Consider the following 23,725-nt stretch of genomic DNA (forward strand, 5'->3'; position numbering starts at 1 on the left):
GGGCGAGTCCTGCGACGGGCCATCTGCACGGAACCGCGTGGCAGCGGCACCATGGCCCAAGGGGGAGCGGCGATGCCGCGGGCAAGGTGGTAACTCACGTACGGAGAAAAGGAGTTGCTCATGGTCATCCGAGTTGGCGTCAATGGATTCGGACGCATCGGGCGTAACTGTCTGCGTGCGGCCCTGGAAAGGAGTGAAGCCGGGGGCGGCGACGTCTACCAGATAGTGGCCGTCAATGACATCGCTCCACCGGCGACCCTCGCGCACCTGCTGGAGTACGACTCGACGTACGGCAGGTTGTGCCGCGACATCTCCCACGACGAGACCTCGATCACCGTGGACGGTCGGCGCGTCGCTGTCTCGGCGGAACGTGATCCGGCCGCGCTCGACTGGGGCGGGCACGGGGCCGACATCGTCATCGAGTCCACCGGGCGCTTCCGCGACCGGGACGCCGCCGCGCTCCACCTCAAGGCGGGCGCACGGAAGGTGCTGCTCTCCGCGCCCGGCAGGAACGCCGACGCGACCCTCGTGATGGGCGTCAATCACGAAGCCTACGAACCGGACCGGCACCATGTGATCTCCGCCGCCTCCTGCACCACCAACTGTGTGGTGCCGATGGTCAGTGTCCTGCACGAGAGCTTCGGCATCACCAAGGGCCTGATGACCACAGTCCACGGCTACACCAACGACCAGGCCCTGCTCGACGGCCCGCACAAGGATCTGCGCCGGGCCCGCTCGGCGGCCCTCAGCATCATCCCGACCGGCACGGGAGCCGCCCGTGCCGTCGGCCTCGTCCTCCCCGAACTCGACGGCCTGCTCGACGGGTTGGCGGTACGTGTGCCGGTCGAAGACGGATCGCTCACCGACCTCACGGTGGTTCTGCGGCGGGACACCTCCGCCGAGGAGATCAACGCCGCCTTCGAGGCGGCGGCGGCCGGCCGACTGCGCGGCATCCTGCGGGTGTCACAGGCCCCGATCGTCTCGCGCGACGTCATCGGTGACGCGGCTTCCTGCGTCTTCGACCCAGCCCTCACCCTGGCCCACGGAGACCTGGTCAAGGTCTTCGGCTGGTACGACAACGAATGGGCCTACTGCCACAGGCTGTTGGACCTGGTCTCCTACGTCGCCGCACGGCCGTGATTCCCGCGGTCCTGCGCGATGTGCGAGGTGTCGTCCTCGATACCGACGGGGTCATCACCGACTCGGCACGGGTGCATGCCGCGGCCTGGAAGGAGGCCTTCGACACCTTCTTGGCCCAGTATCCGACCGAACGCCCGGAGCAGGGGCGGCCGTTCGACGTGCGTGAGGACTACTTGCGGCATGTCGACGGCAAGTCGCGCCTCGACGGCGCCGCCTCGTTCCTCGCCTCGCGCGGGCTGCGGCTGCCCGCCGAGACGGTCGCGGCGGTGGCCGCGGACAAGGAGCGGCTCTTCGTCGAGCGGCTGAGGGGCAAGGGCATCGACGCCTACCCGGGAACGGTCCGCCTGCTGCGGGTCCTGCGCGACGAGGGATTCCCGCTCGCGGCGGCCTCGGCCTCCCGGCACGCCCGTGAACTCCTCCTGCACGCCGACGTTCTGCAGCTCTTCGACGTGCTCGTCGACGGCGGAGAGGCGGCGCGGCTCGGCCTCGCCGGGAAGCCGGACCCGGCGCTCTTCGTGGAGGCGGCACGCCGCCTCGGGGTGCCCGTGTTCGACGCCGCCGTCGTGGAGGACGCCCTCGCCGGAGTCGATGCCGGGCGGCGCGGAGGATTCCGCATGGTGATCGGCGTGGACAGAAGCGCGACGGCGGGCATGAGATCGGCGCTGCTGCGACGCGGGGCGGATGTCGTGGTGGACGATCTGGAAGAGCTGCTCGGTGACGGCGGAGGACGCTCATGAAGGACCCGGTCGGGGACTGGAACTGGGTGTACGAGGGGTACGACCGGGCCGAGGAGAGGCTTCGTGAGTCGCTCTGCACGCTGGGCAACGGCTACTTCGCCACCCGAGGTGCCGCCCCCGAGTGCCCGGCCGACGACGTGCACTATCCGGGGACGTACGCGGCGGGCTGCTACAACCGGCTCACCTCGCTGGTCGGCGGACGGCAGGTCGAGAACGAGGACATGGTCAATCTGCCCGACTGGCTGCCCCTGCGCTACCGCCTGAAGGGAGAGAGCGGCACGGGGGAGTGGCTCACCCCGGACTCCGGCGCGCTCGTCGCACTGCGGCAGAGCCTGGAGCTGCAGGCCGGCGTCTTGGAGCGGAACCTGCGGTACGAGGACGGGGACGGACATGTGCTGACCGTGCGGCAGCTGCGCGTCGTGCACATGGCGGACCCGCATCTCGCCCTCTTGCGCACCGAGTTCGCCGTCGAGGGATCGCCCGCGGAACTGGAGGTGGAGGCCGCACTCGACGGGACGGTGACCAATGCCGGTGTGCCGCGCTACCGTCAGCTGAACTCCACGCACCTCACGCACGTTCACACCGGCGACGGCGATGAGGCGGGCACCGTGTGGCTGCGCTGCCGCACCACCACCTCCGACATACGGGTGGGGCTGGCCGCCCGGACGACTGCGCACCCAGCGACGGGGGTGACGCGGCACGAGACGGGCCGGGTCGTCCAGCGCTTCCAACTCGCCCTCGAAGCCGGGGGCACCGTCACCGTCGACAAGACCGTCGCCCTGCACACCTCCCGCGACCCGGCCATCAGCGATCCCCTGCGGGCGGCCCTCGACCGGGTCGTGCGGGCGCCCGGCTTCGACGAGCTGCTGGACTCGCACCTCACCGCGTGGGAACAGCTGTGGCGCAGGGCCGAACTCGAAGTGCCCGGTGAGGCGGGCCGGATCCTGCGGCTGCACCACTTCCACACCCTGCAGACGCTCTCGCCGCACACCGCCGACCTCGACGTCGGCGTGCCCGCCCGCGGACTGCACGGCGAGGCCTACCGCGGCCATGTCTTCTGGGACGAGCTGTTCGTCCTGCCCTCTCTCAACCTGCACTTTCCGGAGGTGTCCCGGGCGCTGCTCAACTACCGCCACCGACGCCTGGAACAAGCGTGCACGGCAGCACGTGCGGCGGGGCGCACGGGGGCGATGTACCCATGGCAGAGCGGCAGCGACGGCCGGGAGGAGACACAGAAGCTGCACCTCAACCCGCGCTCGGGGCGCTGGCTGCCGGATCACTCCCGGCTCCAGCACCACGTCGGCTCGGCCGTGGCGTACAACGTGTGGCAGTACTGCGAGTCCAGCGGCGACGCCGAGTTCCTGCACACCAAGGGCGCGGAGATGCTGCTGCAGATCGCTCGCTTCTGGGCGGACTCGGCGACGTACGACGAGGGTCTGGGCCGACACCGCATCCGTGGCGTCGTCGGCCCCGACGAGTACCACGACGCCTACCCGGGGGCCTCGGCTCCCGGGCTCGACGACAACGCGTACACGAACGTCACGGCGGCCTGGGTGCTCGCGCGGGCCCTGGATGTCCTGCGGGCCCTGCCCGAGCCGCGCAGGCGGGAACTCGTGGAACGGATCGGCCTCGACGGCGGGGAGGTCGAAGCCTGGGAGGACGTGTCACGGACCCTGTATGTGCCCTTCCACGCCGGGGTGATCAGCCAGTTCGAAGGGTACGGGGATCTCGCGGAGCTGGACTGGGACGGTTACCGCGCCCGCTACGGCGACATCCGGCGCCTCGACCGGATCCTGGAGGCCGAGGACGACACGGTCAACCGCTACCAGGCCTCCAAGCAGGCCGACGTGCTGATGCTCGGCTATCTCTTCTCCCCGGCCGAACTGCGCACCCTCTTCGAACGGTTGGGGTACGGCCTGGACGCGGACACCTGGCAGCGCACCGTCGACCACTACCTGAGCCGTACCAGCCACGGCTCCACGCTCAGCGGTCTCGTGCACGGCTGGGTGCTCGCCAGGGTGCGGCGGGCGGGAGCCTGGAAGTTCGTGCAGGAGGCGCTGGAGGGAGACATCGCGGATCTCCAGGGTGGTACCACCGGGGAGGGCATCCATCTCGGCGCGATGGCGGGCACGCTCGACCTCGTGCAGCGGGGCCTGACCGGCCTGGAGACGAGGGGCGGTGCCCTGTGGCTGGACCCGGTGCCCCTGCCCGAACTCTCCGAGTACGGCTTCGCGTTGCGCTATCGCGGGCACTGGGGCATCCAGCTGCGCATGCGCCCCGGCAGGCTGCACATCAGCGTCCCCCCGTCCGACCGGTCGCCGATCGACATCGAACTGCCCGGGCGGACCGTCTCGGTGGGGCCGGGGGAGTCCTGCGAACTGACGCTCCCGGATTGATGGAGGGCGGGGCCGGGCGGACCTGACAGGGGACCGGTCGGCCTTCGCCGGTACCGGGCTGAGGCGAGACGCTGGAAGTGAGGAGGAGTACCCCGAGCCGTTGGTGGCGGGACGTGCGACAACAAGGCCCGAGGGAGGGCGAGATGAACGGCATCACCGACCGGTTGTCGAACTGGCCGCAGGTGCTGCCCGACCTGTTCGGCTGGATCGAGGCCGGGATTCCCGGACGGCACACGACAGCGGGAGCGCACGGAATCCACATCGAGGAGTCCCTCACCGAGGGCACCGAGGGGACGTACACCCTGCGTGCCGAACTCCCCGGCATCGACCCCGCCGAGGACGTCGAGACAACTGTGGCGGACGGAGCGCTGACCTTGTGCGCCGAGCGCAGCGCCGAAGGCGTGGACAAGGGCCACACGGAGTTCCGTTACGGGGCCTTCGCCCGCGTCGTGAGGCTGCCCGTCGGCGCACGCGGTGACGAGGCCGTCGCGGAGTACAAGGACGGCATTCTGACCATCACGGTCCCGGTGCCTGAGGGGAAGCAGGCCACCAGGACCATCCCGGTGCGGCACTCCTGAGCGCGATCCGCGCGTGCCGCACTCGCCCGCGCGGCCGAGTCGGCCCGGCCGCGTGGGCGCTTCGTGTGCCCGCTCGGCGGCGCGGCGTATTGATTCGGTGGCGCGTTCCTTCAGGGGTGCGGGACGATCGCCGTCGGGGACCTGGCGTGGTGGATCACCGAGTGCGTGGTCGCTCCCAGGTGCGGTCCGTCGGCGATGCGGCGGCCGACGACATCGGGTGCGCTCTTCTATGAGCGGACGGCCCACCGGCGGCCTCCCCCGATCGGGGGAGCGAATTCTCCCGCCTTCCCGCGATGTGCCCGTGGGCCCCCGAAGACCAGAATCGGGGCCTCACCAGTTGACGGGACGGAAGGACGGGCCGATGAACGCCCAGGGAATCGAGACGCCGATGAATCACACGGTGTCCGCTCAGGACCAGGCTGTACGGACTCGGACGGCACCGGATGGAATGGCACCGGACGGAGTGGCATCCAACGGAATGGCACCGAACGGAATGGCACCGAACGGAATGGCACCGAACGGAATGGCACCGAACAAAATGGTCGCGGGCCGGACAGCGTCGAAGAACAGTCTGGCCACGGCCGCCATGACACTGGGCATCATCGGCCTGTGCACCTCGGTCGTCTTCCTCGGCGGCCCGCTCGCCGTGATCGGCCTGATCCTGGGCATCGCCGCGCTGACAACGGCCAAGCGCACCGGCGTCGGCCGGGGCAAGGCCGTCACCGCCGTGGTGACGTCGTCCCTCGCGATCGTGATGTCCGGGCTGGTCGCCGTCTTCATGGTCTGGTACGCGAACAAGACGCAGGAGTGCTACCAGCCCGACAGCTTCCACCAGTACACGCAGTGCGTCCGCGAGCACCTGAACGGGAACTGAACGGCCTTTCCTTTCCCCGAGTTTCCCCGAGTTTCCCCGAGTTTCCCTGACCTTCCTTCACCGGTGAACCGGCTGCCCACTCTTCTCGACAAGGACGAGCATCATCGTGCGAAGCAGAAACACTCGCAAGGCCCCTCTACTCGCTGCCGGCCTCGCGGCGGCCACCTTTTCGGCGCTGATGCCCGCAACGGCCTCGGCCGCGCCCACGGCATCCGACCCCTCCACCGCCAAGGACCCCCTGCGGCAGTACACGCAGCAGAAGCTCCAGTGGAAACGCTGCGACGCGAAGGGCCCCGCCACCTTCCAGTGCGCGACGCTCAAGGTGCCGCTGGACTACAGCGACCCCGGCGGCAAGACGATCGGCCTCGCGATATCCCGGCTGAAGGCAGCCGGCACGAAGGCACGTCACGGCGTTCTGCTGCTCAACCCGGGCGGCCCCGGCGCACCGGGACTGCGGCTGCCTGTCGACCCGCTCCTGAAGTTCCCGGCGGAGGTGAAGCGGCGCTACGACCTCGTCGGCTTCGACCTGAGGGGCGCCGGGCAGAGCTCTCCCGTCAGCTGCGGGCTGACCGCCGAGGAACAGGCCGACCATCCGTACAAGGCGGAGACCTTCGCCAAGGACGTGGACCGGGCCCGTACCGTCGCCGGGAAGTGCCGGGCCAGGGCCGGTGACAAGCTGCCGCACCTCACCACCCGCAACAGCGCCCGTGACATGGACGTCATCCGCGCCGCGCTGGGCGAGAAGACAATCTCCTACCTGGGGATGTCCTACGGCTCCTACCTCGGCGCCGTCTACATGCAGCTGTTCCCCCAGCGGGCCGACCGGATCGTGATGGACAGCGCAACCGACCCCACCCGGATCTACCGGGGGATGTTCCAGGACATGGCGAAGGCGGCCGAGGGCGCTTTCACGCGCTGGACCGCATGGACCGCCCGTCGGCACACGACCTACGGACTGGGCGACACCCCGGCCGAGGTCCGCAAGACCTACTGGGACCTGATCGCGCGGGCGAACCGCAAGCCCGTCTCCTTCGAGGGACAGACCCTCACCGGCGACGGCATCCGTGCCGACAACCGCACGTTCTTCCACCTCCAGAAGGCCGCCGAACGGATCGCCGGGCTGAAGAAGGCGGCCGAGCGCAGGAGCCCGGCTCCGTCCGGCACACCCGGTCAGGCCCAGGAGCCCGACGACAACTACCTCTCCACCGCCTGGTCCTTCATGTGCGCCGACACCCGCACCTGGTCGCACGACCCCGAGCGCTACCGCCGCGAGGCGATCCGCGACAGGGCCCGGTATCCGCTGTACGGCGACTTCGCGGCCGCCATCACACCCTGTGCCTTCTGGCAACAGGGCAGCGAGCCGCAGACCAGGATCGACAACACGGTCGGTGCGCTGATCGCGCAGAACGAGTGGGACTCCCAGACACCCCTCTTCGCCGGCCGGGCCATGCACCGGGCCCTGCGCGGCTCCCGGATGCTCACCGTCGCCGGCGGCGAGGGACACGGCGTCCTCTACGCGCCCGACGGCAATCCCTGCGCGGACAAGGCCGCAACGCTCTACCTGACCACGGGCAGGCTCCCCGCCAAGGACCTGACCTGCCAGGCCACGACCGGGCGGAAGTAGCACCCCGCACGTTTCCCGTCCCATACGCCGCCGAGCTGCCCGGGAACGCACTACGGTCTCTGCCCCCGAGCGTTCCCGGGCGCGGCTGCGCCTTGTTTCCGGGCAGTCCCTCATGGCCGATGGAGAGCCCGGTTGCCCGCAGTTCGCCCGTGGCCCGGGCCGCCCAGGGGCGGGCGCCGAGTCTCTCGAAGGTGTCGTGCGCGGCACCGAGGTGTGTGCGTGCTTCCGTCGTGGCTTTCGCCCGTCGGAGGCCAGGGTGATCAGCTCCAGCGCCGCGTTCGACACCAGCAGCTGATCGGAAGGTGCCCCGTCGTCCAGGCCCAACGCGACGCTCAGTGCCCTGCGGTAGGCGTCGGGCAGGTGGTCAAGCCCGGCCATGCGTGGTCGAAGGACTTGATGGGGGCCGGCGAAGCTGACCGTGCTCTCGAACTCCACACCGGCGGCACGCACGACGTGCATGCCCGTGCCGTGGGCATGCACGGCCGCAGCATCCAGCAACACTGTCTTGCCGACGCCCGCCTCCCCGGACAGCAGGAGCGCGCCGCCGGATTTCCCGGCCTCGTCGACGAAGCCGAGCCCCCGCTTCGGTGAGGTGCGGGGCTGTGGCGGTGCTCCTCTGCCGCCCCCCCCGAACTCCCGCCGGTTGCCCTCAAGCCGCGGGGACGCGTGCGCTGAGCCAGGAGCAGGGCGTGTAGTGGGAGCGCGCCCTGCCCACCGGACGTACGACATATGCGCCCATCCCTGACTTGCGCGCGTCCGACGCACAATCCGCGCCGTCCGTCACCTCCGAGGATGTGCGGAGGGCGCCGCGTCCGGCGCTCCCGCTCGATGCCCGGCATGGCGTGAAGTCCCTCCGCCGGGTTTGACAGAGGAGGGCCTGTTGTCGACCGTCATGGGCCGCTTCCGTCCGCAACGTCGGTGCTCGCGAGAGGGTCGGGCGTCGCCGGAGATGATCGGTCGGGCCGAAATCATTCGTCGCTGGATCCTGCGGCGTGGCTTATTACGGCCTTTCTTGAATTTCGTTCAACCCCGGCAAAGCGTGGCCGAATTGTGCGGGCTGCGCACATGCCACGGTGTTATGGTCGCGGCAGTTCCGTACAGTTGTCGCTCGAACCAACATTGGCGTCGCCCCCGATCGAGGGAATCGCCATTCGACCCTCGACCCCCACCCGCAGGATGCGAATGTCGGTTCGGGAATCTGTCAATTCGTCAACCATTCACCCCCGCTTCTCTTTGTTAAATTTCTCGCATGTCGAGGATTTCCGCAGCAGGCGGTGGGAAGGTCTTCACGAGAGATCGTCGGGCGCCTCCCTGAGGGCGCATACGACCATATCCGTCCATGGGTTCGACTGGAGTGATGCATGTCCCTGGGGTGCATATTGGACGGTGGGGCGAGCGGTGGGTCCCATGCCCCCAAGCTGTCCGAGCAGGCTCTGCGCTGTCGCGCCCCACTCCCCGGGGCGAAAGCGTCTCCGGTAATTCCTCGATGTTCCCGGCCGCTTGTATCGCGGTCGTGGCCGCGGTCACGAATGCGTAGGGAGAGGTTCTCCCTGCCGGCGTTCAATTCCCGGCCGGCTTCGTGTGGTGGATCTCACATGCCGCGACTCGCGGAATCCATCTCCGGCTTCAAGACTCGACGTCGACCACCTCGAATTCCCTTCCCCTGATATGTCCTTTCGGTAAGTGCCGCAGTGTTCGGTTGGTTTCCCCTGGATGAACTCCGGGGGTCGGCTCCGCCGATCCCGCACTTCCATGGCGACCGTCCCTCTGCCGCGTGGCGCCGCCATGTGCCGAGGGGCGTCATTCGACGTGCCCTGAAGTTCGACGTGCCCTGAAGTGGGCGCGCACCGGCGGGCCCCGCCTGCCGTCCGTCCGTTCTCAAGCTTCCGTACGTGCGAAGGAGTTGTGGCGTGAAGGTGCCGCCGAAGCCTCCGGCCGGAACGCCCGGCCTGTGGGTCCTGTCCGCCGCCGACGCGGGCAGACTGAAGGCGCGGGCGCGACGGCTGCGCGAGCACCTCGACACGGTGACGGAGTGGAACCCCGCCGACATCGGCCTCGCTCTCGCCCGCGCGGATGCCGCCCGCGTCGGCACGGGCGCCGCCCAGGGGTGGCGCGCGGCCCTGGTGGCGGAGGACAAGGAAGGCTTTCGCGAGCGGCTGGACGCGCTCATCGACGGGCGTGGGGCGCCGGGCCTCGTCGAGGGGCGGGGGCTGCCGGATGCCGGTGTCGCCTTCGTCTTCCCCGGTCAGGGCTCGCAGTGGCTCGGTATGGCCGCCGAACTCCTCGACTCCGTACCGCGGTTCGGTGCCCGGATGGACGACTGCGCCCAGGCCCTGGAGCCCTTCGTCGACTGGTCACTCGTCGACGTTCTGCGTGCCGCCGACGGCGCCCCGGGCCTGGAGAGGCCCGACGTCGTGCAGCCCGCCCTGTTCGCCGTGGGCGTCGCTCTGGCCGGACTCTGGAGCGACCACGGGGTGGAACCGGCCGCCGTGCTCGGCCACAGCTGCGGCGAGATCTCCGCCGCCGCCGTCTCCGGCGCCCTCTCCCTGGACGACAGCGCCCGCGTGGTCGCCCTGTGGAGCCAGGCGCAGGCGACTCTGACCGGCCGCGGGGACATGGTCTCCGTCCTGGCGTCACCCGCCGAGCTGGAAGGTGAACTGGCGTACTGCAGCGGGCAGTTGGGGCTCGCTGCCGTCAACGGGCCGCAGTCCGTGATCGTGTCCGGCGACGTCGACGCCGCCGCCGACCTGGTGGCGCGGCTGACCGCCGCCGGTACCCACGCGCGGAGGATCGCCGTGGGCCTCGCCGCCCACTCCCCGCACATCGACGCCATCGTGCCCCGCCTGCACGCCGACCTCGCCGACCTGCGCCCGCTCGCCGCCCGCCTGCCGTACTACTCGGGGCTGACCGGAGACCTGCTCGCCGAACCGGTCCTCGACGCCGCCTACTGGGCCTCCAACCTGCGCCGTACCGTCCGCTTCGATCAGGCCGCAGCAGCCCTGCTGCGCGACGGCCACCACGTCCTGCTCGAAGTCAGCCCGCACCCGGTCCTCACCGCGGCCCTGCAGGCGAGCGCCGACGCGCACGGGGTCACCGCCCGCGTCGGCGCCACCCTCCGTCGCGGCCATGGAGGTCGGGCCCGGTTCCTCACCTCCCTGGGAGAGCTCCTCGTCCACGGCGTCACCCCCGCCCCTGACGCCGTCTTCTGCGAACTCGACGCGCACGCCGTGGAGTTGCCCGCCGGCCTCCTGGACGGCGAAGCCGAGGACGGTACCGACGGCGTGAGCGGCTCGGACGGGCGGGAGGCGATCGGTTCCGTCGACCGCGACGGTCCCGCCACGGACGAGACCCCGGCCGCGGCCCTCCGTGCCGAACTGGCGCGCCTGACCGCCGCCGGGCAGCGTGAGCGGCTGCTCCACCTGGTCCGCCAGGAGACCGCCGCCGCCCTCGGCGGGCCCGGCTCGGTCGACCCCGACACCGCCTTCCTCGACCTCGGCCTCGACTCGGTGACGGCGGTCGAGATCCGTAACCGGCTCGCCGCGGTCACCGCGGCCGACCTGCCCGTGACGGCCGTCTTCGACCACCCCACCCCGCGGGCGTTGGCCGGGCTCCTGCGCGCGCGGCTCCTGGACAGCGCCGGCCCCGATCCCGTGGAGGACGTGGGCGTCCCGGATCGCCCCGTCGACGACGACCCCGTGGTGATCGTCTCGATGGGCTGCCGCTATCCGGGCGGCGCCGACAGCCCCGAGAGCCTGTGGCGCCTGCTGACCGAAGAGACCGACGCGGTGTCGGACTTCCCCGTCAACCGGGGCTGGAGCGGCGCGGGGCTCTGCGCGCCCGAGGACACGGGGCCCGGCCGCTACTACCAGCGTGCCGCCGGATTCCTGCACGAAGCCGACCGGTTCGACGCGGAGTTCTTCGGGATCTCGCCGCGCGAGGCGCTGGTCATGGACCCGCAGCAGCGGCTGCTGCTGGAGATCTCCTGGGAGGTCTTCGAGCGCGCCGGCATCGATGCGACCGCCCTGCGCGGCAGCCGCACCGGCGTCTACATGGGCGCCATGACCATGGACTACGGCCCCCGTCTCCACGAGGCGGAGGACGGCAACGGCCACATCCTCACCGGCAACACCGGCAGTGTCGCCTCCGGCCGCATCGCCTACACCTTCGGCTTCGAGGGCGCGGCCGTCACGGTCGACACGGCCTGCTCGTCGTCCCTGGTCGCGCTGCACCTCGCGGTCCAGGCCCTGAGCCAAGGGGAGTGCTCCCTCGCGCTGGCGGGCGGCGCGACCGTGATGCCGACCCCGGGCATGTTCGTCGAGTTCAGCAGCCAGGGAGGTCTCGCGGCCGACGGTCGCTGCAAGGCGTTCTCCGCGGCCGCCGACGGATTCGGCCTCGCCGAGGGCGCCGGTGTCCTGCTGCTCGAGCGGCTCTCCGACGCCCGCCGCAACGGCCACCCCGTGCTCGCGGTCGTCCGGGGTTCCGCGGTCAACCAGGACGGCGCGAGCAACGGCCTGACCGCGCCCAACGGTCCGTCCCAGGAGCGCGTGATCCGCCAGGCGCTGGCGAACGCGGGCCTGAAGGCCGCCGACGTCGACGCCGTGGAGGCGCACGGCACCGGCACCCGCCTCGGGGACCCCATCGAGGCGCAGGCGCTCCTTGCCGCCTACGGTCAACAGCGGGACCAGGACCGGCCGTTGTGGCTCGGGTCCCTGAAGTCCAACATCGGCCACACACAGGCGGCGGCCGGTGTCGGCGGCGTGATGAAGATGGTCCTGGCGATGCGTCACGGCCTGCTCCCGCGCACCCTGCACATCGACGAGCCCAGCCCGTACGTGGACTGGAACGCCGGACACGTACGCCTGCTCGCCGAACCCGCGCCCTGGCCGGACGACGCCGGGCCCCGCCGGGCCGGCGTCTCCGGATTCGGCATCAGCGGCACCAACGCCCACCTGATCCTCGAACAGGCCCCGCAGGCGCCGGACGTACCTGTCCCCGAACCGGGTCCCACCGCGCCTGCGGCCGTCGCCTGGCAGCTCTCCGCCCGGGACGAGGACGCGCTGCGGGAGAGCGCACGCCGCCTGACGGATCACCTCGCGGACGGCCAGGAACACGCCCCGGCCGACATCGCCCTCTCCCTTGCCGAAGGGCGGGCCGCGCTGGAACGGCGCGCGGTGATCGTCGGCGGCGGGGACGAACTCCTGTCAGGGCTTCGCGCCCTGGCCGCCGGCGAGCCCTCGTCGGCGGTGGTCACGGGGCGGACGGCGGCCGTGCCGCAGGGCACCGTGTTCGTGTTCCCGGGACAGGGCGCGCAGTGGGCCGGAATGGCCCGTGAACTCCTCGACCAGTCAACGGAGTTCGCGCACCTGATGGGGGAGTGCGCGACCGCGCTTGAGCCGCGCACGCAGTGGTCGCTGCTCGAAGTCCTGCGCTCGGGTGAGGACCTCGACCGCGTGGACGTCGTCCAGCCCGCACTGTTCGCGGTCATGGTCTCCCTCGCGGGGCTCTGGCGCTCCCTGGGAGTCGCCCCCGACGCCGTCGTCGGGCACTCGCAGGGAGAGATCGCCGCCGCTGTCGTGGCCGGCGCCCTGTCCCTGGAGGACGGGGCGAAGGTCGTGGCGCTGCGCAGCCGGGCGATCCGCGCGCTCGCCGGGCGCGGCGGCATGGTGTCCCTCGCCCTGCCCGCCGACGAGGCCCGGGACCGGATCGCGGCATGGGGCGAGCGCCTGTCCGTGGCCGCGGTCAACGGCCCCTCGGCCGTGGTGGTCTCGGGGGACACGGACGCCCTGGACGCCCTGATGGCCTCGTGCGAGGCCGAGGGTGTAAGGGCGCGGCGCATCGGCGTCGACTACGCCTCGCACTCCGCCCACGTGGAACGGATCGAGGACGACGTCCTGCACGCCCTCGAAGGCATCACGCCCGTCTCCGGCGCGGTCCCGCTGTACTCGACGGTGACGGGCGACTGGCTGGACACGTCGACGATGGACGCCCGCTACTGGTACACCAACCTCCGCCGCACCGTGGGCTTCGAACCCGCCGTCCGGGCCCTCGCCGCGCAGGGCCACGGCGCCTTCGTCGAGATCTCGCCGCACCCCGTGCTGACCATGGCGGTCGAGGAGACCCTGCAGGGCGACGCGCGCGACGCCGTGGTCCTCGGCACGCTCCGCCGGGGCGAAGGCGGCATGGCGCGCATGCTCCTGGCCGCGGGCGAGGCGCACACCCGCGGCCTCGCGGTCGACTTCTCGCCCGTGCTCGCGGGCACCGGAGCCACCCGCGTCGATCTGCCCACGTACCCCTTCCGGCGCGAGCGCTACTGGCTCGACACCGCAACTGCCCTTCGTCACACGGTGGATGACGGACTGTGGGAGACGCTCGAACGCCAGGACCCGGCCCGTCTCGCGGAGACCCTGAGGGTCACGCCCGAGGCGCTGGCCGAAGTGCTGCCCGCGCTCGCCGCCTGGCGCACCGAGCGGGACCGCGACCACCGCGTCGACTCCTGGCGCCACCGCGTGGGCTGGCAGCCGCTGAGCCTGCCGCCCGCCGCGGCGCCCACCGGCCGGTGGCTGGTCGTACGCCCCGAGGCGACGGGCCTCGAAGACGACGCCGGGGACACCGAAGTCGACGCCGGGGACACCGATGTCGTACGCGGTCTCGCGGGGCTCGGACTCGACCTCGCCGTGGTCACCGCCCAGGGCCCCGGCCAGAGCCGTGCCTCCCTGGCGGACGACCTGGCCGCCGCCGCTGAGGGGCGGCCCTTGGCCGGGGTGCTCTCCCTCCTCGCGGACGAGCCGCGCCTCCACCCGGACCACCCCGACGTGCCCGGGAGCCTCGCGCTCACCCTCGCCCTCGTCCAGGCGCTCGGGGACGCCGCGATCGACGCCCCGCTGTGGTGCGTGACCCGAGGCACGGCCGTGCTCGGCGCAGGGGAGCGGCCCGGGCCCGCACCTCACGCGGCCGTCGCGGGGCTCGGCCGCTCCGCCGCCCTCGAACACCCCGACCGCTGGGGCGGGTTGATCGACCTCCCGGTGGACCCCGACGAGCGGACCCTGCGTCGACTGTGCGCAGTCCTGGCCACCGTGACCGACGAGGACCAGGTGGCGGTGCGCCCGACCGGCACCCACGGCCGTCGGCTCCTGCCCGCGCCCGTGCGAGGTGGCGCGCCAGCGCGAGGTGGCGTGCCCGTGCGCGGTGGCGCACCCGCGCGGCCCGGGGACGCCTTCGGGCACGGCACCGTCCTCGTCACCGGCGGCACCGGAGGCGTCGGCGCCCACGTGGCGCGATGGCTGGCCGCACAGGGCACCGCGCACCTCCTCCTCGTCAGCCGACGCGGCCCGCTGGCGCCCGGCGCGGACGCGTTGCGGGCGGAACTGGAAGGGCTCGGCGCGGCCGTGACGATCGCGGCGTGCGACCTCGCGGACGAAGGTCGTACGGCGCGACTGCTCGGCACACTGCCCGACGAACGGCCGCTCACCGGCGTCGTCCACGCGGCGGGCGTCCTCGACGACGGCCTGCTCGACTCCCTCACGCCCGCACGTCTGGCCACGTCACTGCGCGCCAAGGCGACCGCGGCCCGTGTCCTGCACGAGGCGACCGAGGGGCAGGACCTCGCGGCGTTCGTCGTCTTCACCTCCGTCATGGGCGTCGTGGGCAACGCGGGACAGGCCAACTACGCGGCGGCCAACGCCGCGTTGGAAGCCCTCGTCGCCGCTCGGCGCGCCGCGGGCCTGCCCGGTACCGCCATCGCCTGGGGGGCCTGGGCCGCCGGAGAGGGCATGCTCCAGGACGGCGTCGCCGACCGGCTACGGGACCGGGGGCTGCCCTCCATGGCGCCGGAGGCGGCCGTCACCGCGATCGGCCGCGCCCTCGCCGAGGACGACGACCTGGTGGTCGTCGCCGACGCGGACTGGCGGCGCTTCGCCGAGGCGACGGCCATGCGCGCGACGGCCCTGCTGTGTGAACTCACCGACCAGAAAGGCCCCTTGGGGCCGGGCGCGTCCGGCAGGGACACGTCCGCCGGTGGGCTCCGCGGCCGGCTCGCGGCCGTCCCCGGGACCGAACGGGCCCGCTTCACCACCGACCTCGTGCGGACGCACGCGGCAGCGGTCCTGCGGCATCCGACGCCGGACGCGGTCCGCCCCGACCGGGCGTTCTCGGACATGGGCTTCGACTCGCTGACCGCCGTGGAGCTCCGCAACCGCCTGGCCGCCGCAAGTGGCGTACGCCTGCCCGCCACCGTCCTGTTCGACCGGCCGACGCCCGAGATCCTCGCCGCCCACCTCCTGGGCCTCCTGGACGGGCCCGGTGACGGTGCGTCGCCCGACGGTGCGTCGCCCGACGGTGCGTCGCCCGACGGTGCGTCGCCCGACGGTGCGTCGCCCGACGGCGCGGCGGCATCGGTCACCGAGGCCCCGGCCCCGGCGGCGTACGACGAACCGATCGCCGTCGTCGGCATGGGGTGCCGTTTCCCCGGCGGCGTCCGGCGCCCCGCCGACCTGTGGCGGCTGCTCGTCGACGGCCTGGACGCGGTGGGGGACTGGCCCGCGGACCGGGGCTGGGACGCGGCCGGGCTCTACGACCCGGACCCCGACCGGGCAGGCACCACGTACTGCACGCAAGGAGGCTTCCTCACGGACGCCGCGGGATTCGACGCCGAGTTCTTCGGCATCTCGCCCCGTGAGGCGCTCGCCATGGACCCGCAGCAGCGGCTGCTCCTGGAGACCTCCTGGGAGGCTGCGGAGAGTGCGGGCCAAGACCCGACCGCCTTACGGGAGCGCCCCGTCGGGGTGTTCATCGGCACCAACGGCCAGGACTACATGGGCCCGGCCGCCGACGACCGCGAGATGTCCGAGGGGCACCTCCTGACCGGCAACACCGCCAGCGTGATGTCCGGCCGCATCTCCTACACGCTCGGCCTGCGGGGCCCCTCCCTCACGGTGGACACGGCGTGCTCGTCGTCCCTGGTCGCGCTGCACCTCGCCGTCCAGGCACTGCGGCGCGGCGACTGCGAGCAGGCGTTCGCGGGCGGCGTCACGGTGATGAGCACCCCGCGGCTGTTCGTCGAGTTCAGCCGCCAGCGCGGCCTGGCGACCGACGGCCGGTGCAAGGCGTTCGGGGCGGGCGCGGACGGCACCGGCTGGGGCGAGGGCGCGGGCGTTCTGCTCCTGGAGCGACTCTCCGACGCCCGGCGCCTCGGCCACCCGGTCCTGGCTCTCGTACGCGGCTCCGCCATCAACCAGGACGGTGCCAGCAACGGACTCACCGCACCCAACGGCCCCGCCCAGGAAGACGTGATCCGCGCGGCCCTCGCCGACGCGGGCCTGAACGCCGGACAGGTGGACGCCGTCGAGGCGCACGGCACAGGGACCCGCCTCGGCGACCCGATCGAGGCCCGCGCGCTCCAGGCCGTCCACGGGCGCAGGCCCGAAGGGCGCCCTCTGTGGCTCGGCTCCGTCAAGTCCAACCTCGGGCACACCCAGGCCGCCGCCGGTGTCGCCGGGGTCATGAAGATGGTGCTCGCGCTTGGTGCGGGCGAACTGCCGTCGACGCTGCACGCCGACGAGCCGAACCCGCACGTCGACTGGTCCGCGGGCGACGTGCGGCTGCTGACGGGGCGCACCCCCTGGCCCGCGACGGGCGAGCCCCGCCGGGCCGGTGTCTCCTCGTTCGGCATCAGCGGCACCAACGCCCACGTCGTCCTCGAACAGGCCCCCGAGCCCGCGCCGCGGCACGGCTCCGACGCCCCCGCGGACACCGGCGTCGCCCTCCCGCTGCTGCTGTCCGCCCAATCCCCCGAGGCCTTGCGCGACCAGGCCGCGCAGCTGCACAGCCACCTCGACGGACATGACGACACCGCCCTCGCGGAGGTGGCCCACGCGCTGGCCACCCGACGCGCCGCGCTGGACCACCGCGCGGCGGTCCTCGGGCAAGGCGGCACCGCGGTGCGCGAGGCCCTGCGCGCCCTGGCCGACGGCGCGTCCTCGGGACGTCTGCGCACCGGACACGCGGGCACCCCCGGCAGGACCGCCTTCCTCTTCCCCGGCCAGGGCAGCCAGAGCGCGGGCGCGGGCGCCGCCCTGTACCGCACCGAGCCGGTCTTCGCCGACGCCCTGGACGAGGTCCTCACCCATCTCGCCCCGCACCTCGACGTACCGCTGCGCGACGTGATGTTCGCCGGTCCGGGGACGGACGAGGAGGCGCTGCTCCACCGCACCCGCTGCACCCAGCCGGCGCTGTTCGCGCTCCAAGTGGCGCTGTTCCGGCTGATGGAGCACTGGGGGGTACGGCCCGATCTGCTGATCGGCCACTCCATCGGCGAACTGGCCGCGGCCCACGCGGCGGGCGTCCTCGACCTGCCGGACGCCTGCGCACTGGTCGCCGCCCGCGGCCGCCTGATGGACGCGCTGCCCGCGGTCGGTGCCATGGCCGCGGTGGAGGCCGACGAGGAAGAGGTCCGGGCCGTGCTCGCCGACCCGGGCACGGACGCGGGCGGGGTCGCCATTGCCGCCGTCAACAGCCCGCGCTCCACCGTCCTGTCCGGCGACCGCGCACAAGTGCTGCGCCTGGCCGATGAGTTCCGCGCACGCGGCCGCCGCACCAAGCAGCTCACGGTCAGCCACGCCTTCCACTCCGCGCACATGGACGCGATGCTGGACGAATTCCGCGCTCTCGCCGCGCAGTTGACCTACGCGGCTCCCGCGATACCCGTGATCTCCAACCTCACCGGGGAGCGGGCCACGGTCGAGGAACTGTGCGCCCCGGAGTACTGGGTGCGGCACGTCCGCGGCACCGTCCGCTTCCTCGACGGGGCCCGGCGACTGCACGCCGAGGGCACCACCGACTGCCTCGAACTCGGCCCCGGAGGCGTTCTGTCCGCGCTGGTTCAGGAGTGCCTGCCGGAGGGAGCCGACTGCCGCGCCGTGCCGCTGCTGCGCGAGGGCAGGACCGAGACCGAGTCGCTGACCGACGCGCTCGCGCGCCTGTACGTACGGGGCGTGGCCGTCGACTGGTCCGCCGGGCGGCACGGTGACGCGCCCCACCTCGACCTGCCCGTCTACCCCTTCCAGCACCGAAGGTTCTGGCCCGCGTCCCGACCTGTCGGGACCGCCGACGCCGCCGACGCCGCCGCCGACGCCGCCGACGACTGGACGTACTGCGTCGACTGGCGTGCCCTGCCCGAAGCTTGCGCCCTCTCCACGCCCCGGCTCTCGGGGAGCTGGCTGCTCGTCGTGCCGGACGGAGCCGGTCAGGACCCCCTGGCGCAGGCCTGCGGGCGTGCGCTGGCCGCGCACGGAGCCGAGGTGACCGCGCTGTCCGTGCCGGCGGACGCCACACGGTCCCAACTCGCCGAGCTCATACCGCCGGACGTCACCGGAGTGCTCTCGCTGCTCGCGCCCGCCATGAGGGCTGACGGTGGCCCCGAAGCCACCCTCCTCCTCGTACAGGCCCTCGGTGACGCGGGGACGCACGCCCCGCTGTGGTGCGTCACGACCGGCGCCGTGGCCCACGGCGAGCAGGGCCCCGCCCACCCCGAGCAGGCGCAGGTATGGGGGCTCGGCCGGGTCGCCGCCCTCGAACACCCCGGCCGGTGGGGCGGGTTGGCGGACCTTCCCGAGGACCCCGGACACCTCGACGACACCGTGCTGCGGCGGCTGTGCGCGGCCCTCGCCGGAGCGGTGCGTGCCGCCGACGGTGCCTGCGCCGAGGACCAACTGGTCATCCGCCCCGAGGGCTTGTACGGGCGACGGCTGGTGCGGGCCTCCGGCGCGGCGCCGGACCGCGCGGAACCCTCGACGGCGCGCGCAGCGGCCCCCTGGAAGCCGCGCGGCACCGTCCTGATCACCGGCGGCACCGGCGGCCTCGGCGCGCACGTGGCACGGCACTTGGCACACGGCGGCGCCGAGCACCTCGTCCTGACGAGCAGGCGCGGCCCGGACGCCCCCGGCGCAGAAGCGCTCACCGCCGAACTGTCCGGACTCGGCGCCCGCACCACCGTGCTGGCCTGTGACGTCGCCGACCGGACCGCCCTGGAAGGAGTCCTCGGCCGTCTCGCGGCGGACGGCGACACCCCGCGCGCGGTCTTCCACGCCGCCGGAGTCACCTCGGACACCCGGATCGCGGACTGCGCGGCGGATCGACTCGCCGAGGAGACAGCCGCCAAGACGCAGGGGGCCGCCCATCTCGACGCCCTGTTCGGCGAAGGCGAGGACCTCGACGCCTTCGTGCTCTTCTCCTCGGTCTCCGCGACCTGGGGCAGCGGGGGGCAGGCCACCTACGCCGCCGCCAACGCCTACTTGGACGCCCTCGCCGCCCGGCGGCGCTCGCGCGGGCACGCCGCCACCTCCGTGGCCTGGGGCCCCTGGGCAGGCGCCGGTATGGCACAGGGTGAGGTCGGCTCGCACCTGCGCCGCCTCGGCCTGGTCCCCATGGCGCCCGAGGCGGCACTCGCCGCGCTCCAGCGCGTACTGGACCGCGACGAGAGCGGCACCGTGGTCGCCGACGTGGCCTGGGCACGCTTCGCGTCGGCCTTCCGCTCCGGGCGCGACAGCGCCCTGCTCAGTGAACTGCCCGACGCCGCGCCCGGGTCCGTGCCCGCCCGGCCCGTATCCGCCGACGCGCCGGGCGGCGAGCCCGCCGACGCCACGGCCCGCTGGCGCGACCGCCTCGCAGCCCTGCCGGAGGCGGCACGGCACCGCACCCTCACCGACCTCGTCCGCGCCGAGGCCGCGGCGGTGCTCGGCCACGACAGGGCCTCGGCCGTCGAGGCCGAACGGCCCTTCCACGACGCCGGGTTCGACTCGCTCATGGCCGTCGAGCTGCGGGGCCGCCTGGCCGAGGCCACCGGCCTGGTCCTGCCCGCGAGCACCGTCTTCGACCACCCCACGGCCACCGCCCTCGGCGAGCGCCTGTACGCCGAACTGACCGGCGCCGTACCGGAGTTCCAGGACGGCCCGACCCGCCCGGCGGCCGCCGGCGAACCGCTCGCCGTCATCGGGATGGCCTGCCGCTTCCCCGGAGGCGTCCGCTCGCCGGAGGACCTGTGGGACCTCGTCGCCGGCGGGACCGACGCCATCGGCGCCCTGCCCACGGACCGCGGCTGGCCCCTCGACGCCCTCTACGACGCCGACCCCGAACGCGAGGGCACCTTCTACACCAGCGGCGGTGGATTCCTCGACGGCGCGGGGGACTTCGACGCCGGATTCTTCGGTGTCTCCCCGCGCGAGGCGCTCGCCATGGACCCGCAGCAGCGGCTGCTCCTGGAGACCTCCTGGGAGGCACTGGAACGCGCGGGCATCGACCCCCGTTCGGTCCGCGGCAGCCAGGGCGGCGTCTACGTGGGCTGCGCCTCCCAGGGGTACGGCACCGGGCCGCAGGACCCCACGGCCGACGTCGAGGGGCATCTGCTCAGCGGCACGGTGACGAGCGTCGCATCCGGCCGCATCGCCTACACCCTGGGCACCGAGGGCCCTGCCGTCACCGTCGAGACCGCCTGCTCCTCCTCACTCGTCGCCCTCCACCTCGCGGGGCAGGCGCTGCGCGCGGGCGAGTGCGACTTCGCCCTCGTCGGCGGCGCGGCCGTCATGGCGTCCCCGGACGTCTTCGTCGAGTTCAGCCGCCAGCGCGGCCTCTCCGCCGACGGCCGCTGCCGCTCCTTCGCGGACGCCGCGGACGGCACAGGGTGGGGCGAGGGCGTCGGCGTCCTCGTCGTCGAACGGCTCTCGACCGCGCACCACAGGGGCCATCCCGTCCTCGCGGTCGTCCGTGGCTCCGCCGTCAACCAGGACGGCGCCAGCAACGGCCTGACCGCGCCCAGCGGCCCCGCGCAGCAGCGCGTGCTGCGCCGTGCGCTGACCGCCGCCGGGCTCACCGGCGCCGACGTCGACCTCGTCGAGGCCCACGGCACGGGCACCACCCTCGGCGACCCGATCGAGGCCCAGGCCCTGCTGGCCGTCTACGGCCAGGACCGGCCCGCGGAACGGCCGTTGTGGCTCGGCTCGTTGAAGTCCAACATCGGCCACACCCAGGCCGCGGCGGGTGTCGCCGGGGTGATCAAGACCGTCATGGCGCTGCGGCACGGCGTCCTGCCGCGCACGCTGCACGTGGACGCGCCGTCCACCAAGGTGGACTGGTCCACCGGCGCGGTACGGCTGCTCACCGAGGCCCGCCCCTGGGACGACGCCGGACGCCCGCGCCGGGCCGGCGTCTCCTCGTTCGGGATGAGCGGCACCAACGCCCATGCCGTGCTGGAACAGGCACCCGTCCTCGAACGGACTCCAGCCCTCGAACGGACTCCAGCCCTCGCGCAGGCTCCAGCCCTCGCGCAGGCTCCCGTACGGGAAGAGACCCTCGTACGCGAAGAGACCCGCGTACGCGAGCAGGCCCTCGTACACGAACAGACCCCCGCCGAAGGCCCGTCGGCGCCGTCTCCCGCGACGGACCCGGTCGCCACCGACCTGCTCGCCCTGCCGCTCTCCGCCGCCTCCGCACCCGCGCTGCGCGACCAGGCGCGCCGCCTGCGGGAGCATGCCGACGCCGCCCCCGACACCCCCCTGGCGGACCTCGCCCACGCGCTGGCCACCACCCGCACCGCCTTCGCGCACCGCGTGGCCGTGACCGGCTCCGCACGCGAGGAACTCCTGGCCTCGCTGGCCGCCGTCGCCGACGGCATGCCCGCTCCCGGCGCGGCGTCGGGACGGGTGCGGGACGGTCGGACCGTGTTCGTCTTCCCCGGGCAGGGGTCCCAGTGGACCGGCATGGCCCGGCAACTCCTCGACGGATCACCGGTGTTCGCGGCCGGGATCGCCGATTGCGAGCGGGCGCTCGCGCCCCACACCGGCTGGTCGCTCGCCGCCGTCCTGCGGGGGGATCCAGACGCCCCGCCCGCGGACCGCGTCGACGTGGTGCAGCCGGTGCTCTTCGCCGTCATGGTCTCGCTGGCCGAACTCTGGCGTGCGTACGGGATCGAGCCGGACGCGGTGGTGGGGCACTCCCAGGGAGAGATCGCCGCCGCCTGCGTCGCCGGGGCGCTCACCCTCGACGACGCCGCCATGGTCGTGGCGCTGCGCAGCAGGGAGCTGCTCCGCATCGCGGGCCGAGGCGGCATGGTCTCCCTCGCCGCGTCCGAGGACCGGGCCCGCGAGCTGCTGCTGCCCCACGGCGAGCGGATCAGCGTCGCCGCGGTCAACGGTCCGGAAGGCGTCGTCGTGGCCGGCGATCCCGCCGCCCTGGACGCGCTCCTGACCGACTGCGGGCGCGAGGGCGTACGCGCCCGGCGGCTGCCCGTCGACTACGCCGCGCACTCCGCCCACGTCGCGCAGGTGGGCGAGGAGTTGCGCACCGCACTGGCGTCCGTGCGGCCCCGGTCCACGGGCATCCCGCTCTACTCCACCGTCACCGGCGACATCGTCGACGGCGGCCTCCTCGACGCCGGGTACTGGTACCGCAACCTGCGCGAGCCCGTCGAGTTCGCCCGCACCACCGAGTGCCTCCTGCGCGCGGGGCACGAGCTGTTCCTGGAGATCAGCCCGCACCCGGTGCTGACCGCCGCGATCGAGAACACCGCCGAGTTGACCGGGGCATCCGCCGCCACCGTGGGCACGCTCCGCCGCGACGACGGCGGCACGGACCGCATCCTGACCGCGCTCGCCGAGGCGTGGACGCACGGCGCCCTCGTGAACTGGGCCGCGGTCCTGCCCCGCCCCGCGCTCGCGCACCCGGACCTGCCCACGTACGCCTTCCAGCACGAGCGCTACTGGCTGCCCACCCCGGGCAGGTCCGGCCACACCGCGGCGCCCGCGCCCGCGGCCCGGCCCGAGCCGCCCACCGCGGGCGATCCCCGGACCGACCCGGCCGACCAACTGGCCGCCCGGCTGGCCGACTTGGACGAGAACGACCGCCGACGCGCCGTCCTGAACCTGGTCGTCGCGCACGCCGCGGCGGTGCTCGGGCACTCCGGCACCGCCGCCGTACAGGCCGAACAGCCCTTCGTGGGCGCCGGGTTCGACTCCATGCTCGCGATGACGTTCCGCAACCGGCTCTGCGAGGCCACCGGCCTGTCCATCCCGCCCACCGCCGTCTTCGACCACCCCACACCGGCCGCCCTCGCCGACCACCTCCACCAGCGGCTGTGCGCGCCGCCGGAGACGGACCAACCTGTGCTCGCCCAACTCGACCGCCTCGCCGCGTCCCTCGCCGAGGCCGGGCCGGGGACGCCGGGGGCCGACGAGATCGGCACCCGGCTGCGGAGCCTGCTGAGGGCCTGGAGCGAGCGCGTGCCACCGGACAAGGAGGGGCCGGACGGGGCGAGCGAGGTCGACACCGCGACCGCCGACGAGCTCTTCGAACTGCTCGACAACAACTACGGGGCCTGAGGGAGAACCGAA

At 73.1% G+C, this 23,725-nt stretch carries 8 protein-coding genes; all 8 read left to right on the forward strand.

What is annotated here, in order from left to right; all coding sequences use genetic code 11:
* The first annotated feature begins 120 nt into the window (after positions 1–120).
* The 8 genes from gap to AB0B50_RS00425 all read left to right on the forward strand — a co-directional run bounded on the left by gap (position 121) and on the right by AB0B50_RS00425 (position 23,713).
* Positions 121–1,140, forward strand: a complete 1,020-nt coding sequence (gene gap, locus AB0B50_RS00390; protein ID WP_362323251.1) for a type I glyceraldehyde-3-phosphate dehydrogenase — start codon at positions 121–123, stop codon at positions 1,138–1,140.
* Entirely contained in the window at positions 1,083–1,877 is a 795-nt protein-coding gene (locus AB0B50_RS00395; RefSeq protein WP_362323254.1) for an HAD-IA family hydrolase, read from the forward strand. Before gap ends, AB0B50_RS00395 begins: the two co-directional genes overlap by 58 nt.
* Positions 1,874–4,273, forward strand: a complete 2,400-nt coding sequence (locus AB0B50_RS00400; RefSeq protein WP_362323257.1) for a glycosyl hydrolase family 65 protein — start codon at positions 1,874–1,876, stop codon at positions 4,271–4,273. Before AB0B50_RS00395 ends, AB0B50_RS00400 begins: the two co-directional genes overlap by 4 nt.
* A 143-nt stretch (positions 4,274–4,416) precedes the next feature.
* A complete protein-coding gene (locus tag AB0B50_RS00405) occupies positions 4,417–4,851 on the forward strand; it encodes an Hsp20/alpha crystallin family protein (protein WP_362323260.1) in 435 nt (144 codons plus the stop codon).
* Between the two features lie 523 nt (positions 4,852–5,374).
* A complete protein-coding gene (locus AB0B50_RS00410; protein ID WP_362323263.1) occupies positions 5,375–5,725 on the forward strand; it encodes a DUF4190 domain-containing protein in 351 nt (116 codons plus the stop codon).
* A 178-nt stretch (positions 5,726–5,903) separates the two neighbouring features.
* Positions 5,904–7,349 (forward strand): alpha/beta hydrolase, encoded by a 1,446-nt coding sequence (locus tag AB0B50_RS00415; RefSeq protein WP_362323266.1) that lies wholly within the window; start codon positions 5,904–5,906, stop codon positions 7,347–7,349.
* 360 nt (positions 7,350–7,709) lie between these two features.
* Complete coding sequence (locus tag AB0B50_RS00420; RefSeq protein ID WP_362323269.1) at positions 7,710–7,940, forward strand: hypothetical protein; 231 nt, start codon at positions 7,710–7,712, stop codon at positions 7,938–7,940.
* Between the two features lie 1,319 nt (positions 7,941–9,259).
* A complete protein-coding gene (locus AB0B50_RS00425) occupies positions 9,260–23,713 on the forward strand; it encodes a type I polyketide synthase (RefSeq protein WP_362323271.1) in 14,454 nt (4,817 codons plus the stop codon).
* Positions 23,714–23,725 lie beyond the last annotated feature (12 nt).

Source organism: Streptomyces sp. NPDC041068 (assembly GCF_040647455.1).
Classification (GTDB): Bacteria; Actinomycetota; Actinomycetes; order Streptomycetales; family Streptomycetaceae; genus Streptomyces.